This window comes from Kineococcus indalonis (assembly GCF_009906395.1).
GTDB classification, from domain to species: domain Bacteria; phylum Actinomycetota; class Actinomycetes; order Actinomycetales; family Kineococcaceae; genus Kineococcus; species Kineococcus indalonis.
The window spans coordinates 1-2,183 of sequence record NZ_JAAALM010000604.1 but is presented as its reverse complement, the minus strand read 5'-3'; the positions used below and the strand labels follow the sequence as shown (position 1 = coordinate 2,183).

General features: G+C 72.3%; 4 protein-coding genes. All 4 read right to left on the bottom strand.

Going from position 1 to position 2,183, the window contains the following annotated elements:
- Window positions 1–446, bottom strand: a 446-nt coding sequence (locus tag GTR00_RS19410; RefSeq protein WP_205706221.1) for an Hpt domain-containing protein, incomplete at its 3' end; no start/stop codon positions are given.
- A gap of 233 nt (window positions 447–679) precedes the next feature.
- Window positions 680–1,303, bottom strand: a complete 624-nt coding sequence (locus GTR00_RS19405; RefSeq protein WP_166613198.1) for a GTP-binding protein — start codon at window positions 1,301–1,303, stop codon at window positions 680–682.
- Window positions 1,284–1,676, bottom strand: a complete 393-nt coding sequence (locus GTR00_RS19400; RefSeq protein ID WP_166613197.1) for a DUF742 domain-containing protein — start codon at window positions 1,674–1,676, stop codon at window positions 1,284–1,286. Before GTR00_RS19400 ends, GTR00_RS19405 begins: the two co-directional genes overlap by 20 nt.
- A gap of 7 nt (window positions 1,677–1,683) precedes the next feature.
- Complete coding sequence (locus GTR00_RS19395) at window positions 1,684–2,130, bottom strand: roadblock/LC7 domain-containing protein (RefSeq protein WP_166613196.1); 447 nt, start codon at window positions 2,128–2,130, stop codon at window positions 1,684–1,686.
- Between the last annotated feature and the right edge of the window lie 53 nt (window positions 2,131–2,183).

Here is a 2,183-nt window from a genome sequence, read left to right as displayed (position 1 = left end):
GTGCTGGACGGCGAGGAGCCGGTGCTGCCGGCGCCGTCGGCGGCCGGCAGCACCGGCTCCTCGCCGTCCAGCACCGCGCGGATGGCGGCCACGACGGCGTCGACCTCGACGGAGGCCTCGCTGCTGCTCTCCTCGATGGCGGCCAGCAGCGCGCGGATGGTGTCGACCATGCGCAGCAGCACGTCGGTGGTGACCGGCGTCATGACCAGCTGGCCGTCGCGGAGGCGGGCGAGCAGGTTCTCGCCGACGTGGGCGACGGACTCCAGGCGGGAGAAGGCCAGGAAGCCGCTGGTGCCCTTGATGGTGTGGATGGTCCGGAAGACGCTGGCCAGCAGCTCCCGGCTGCCGGGCTGCTGCTCCAGCGCGACGAGGTCGGAGTCCAGCTGGTCCAGGTTCTCGTAGCTCTCGACCAGGAATTCCTGGACGATCTCGTCCATGTCGTCCATGCGGTTCCGCTCCGACTCTCGCGACGGGGTGATGTGCGGGGGTGCGGCGGTCCGCCCTCGCGGGCGGGCCGTCGCTCGTGGTGCCTGGTCCACCCATCGGCAGCAGCGCCGCTGAGCTGAAGCGCGCTCCCGGCGCGCACCCCGCCCGCGCCGCCCGCGGGGCACCCGCAGACGGCCGGAGGCCGGCACCCCGGGCGGGGTGCCGGCCTCCGGCCGGGCGCGTCGGCGCCGGGTCAGCCCTGGTTCAGGCGGGCCAGCGCGGTCTGCACGAGCGTGATGAGGCTGTGCTTGGTGGCGGCCTTGCTGCGCGCGTCGGTGTAGACGAGCGGCACGTGGTCCGGCACGGCCAGGGCCTCGCGCACGGAGCCCAGGTCGTGCTGGGCCACGCCGTCGAAGCAGTTGACCGCCACGACGAAGGGGATGCCGCGGGACTCGAAGTAGTCCACGGCCGGGAAGCACTGGTCCAGGCGGTCGGTGTCGACCAGCACGACCGCGCCGATGGCGCCCTTGACCAGGTCGTCCCACATGAACAGGAAGCGGTCCTGGCCGGGGGTGCCGAACAGGTACAGCCACAGGTTGCCCGGCAGGGCGATGCGGCCGAAGTCCATCGCGACCGTGGTGGAGGTCTTGCGGTCCGAGTTCAGGCCCGCGTCGTCGACGCCCACCGAGTGCTCGGTCATGGCCGCCTCGGTGCGCAGCGGCTCGATGTCGGAGATCGACCCGATGAAGGTCGTCTTGCCCACGGCGAACCCGCCGGCCACGACGATCTTGACGACGGTGGGCGGGGCGGCGGGCTCCGTGGCGGTCCCCGCAGCGCCTGGCGCGGGGGCGCTCACGTCAGAGCGAGGAAATGCCATCGAGAACACTCTCCAGGACGCTGATGGTGGTCGCGGGTTGGGGGGACGTGGCCAGGGTCAGGCCGTGGACGCGCACCTTGCCCGTGGCGGCGAGGTCGCTGACCACGACGCGCAGGACACCGACCGGCAGGTGGACGTGGGCGGACAGCTCCGCGACCGACAGGTACGAGGTCCGGGTGAGCTCCAGGACCCGGCGCCGCTCCGGGGTCATGCCGATCTCCGGCTCGGCCAGGGCCTCCACGAGCGCCTCGACCGGCAGGTCGACGTTCGTGGGGCGCGTGCGCCCACCGGTGACGGTGTACGGGCGGACGGTGAACTCCTCGGTGTCCTCGTCGTCGTCGGACCAGAGGTCCGCGCTCCCTGCTGCTGTCATGGAGGGGTCACCACCGGGCGCCGGCCGGGGCGGAGACGGGCAGCGAGGCCCGCATCTCCGACACCAGCTGCGGGGTCAGGACCGTCTCGAAGCGCTGCACCAGCATGGCCATCTCGTAGCCCACGAGGCCGACGTCGCAGCCCGCCTCGGCGGAGACGGCCAGGACCGAGCCGTCGGAGACGTTCACCAGGAAGAAGAACGAGTCGTCCATCTCGATGATGGCCTGGCGCACCTCGCCGGAGTCGAGCTGGCGGGCGGCGCCGCGGGCGAGGCTGGAGACGCCCGAGACGATGGCGGCGAGCTGGTCGCCGGCCTCGCGGTGCAGCTGGTCCGACATCGCCATGAGCAGGCCGTCGGCGGAGACGACGACGGTGTGCTGGACGCCGGGGGTGCTGCGGACGAAGTTGTCGAGGAGCCAGCTGAAGTCGGCGGCCTCGGAGCTAAGCGCGGTCACAGTGGGGTTCCTCTTCTCGGGCTGTTCCGCCGATCGTCGGAACAGCCCGAGAA

Coding starts and splice junctions, on each gene's coding strand:
- GTR00_RS19405 (WP_166613198.1), bottom strand. CDS start 1,303: ATGGCATTTCCTCGCTCTGACGTGAGCGCCCCCGCGCCAGGCGCTGCG.
- GTR00_RS19400 (WP_166613197.1), bottom strand. CDS start 1,676: ATGACAGCAGCAGGGAGCGCGGACCTCTGGTCCGACGACGACGAGGAC.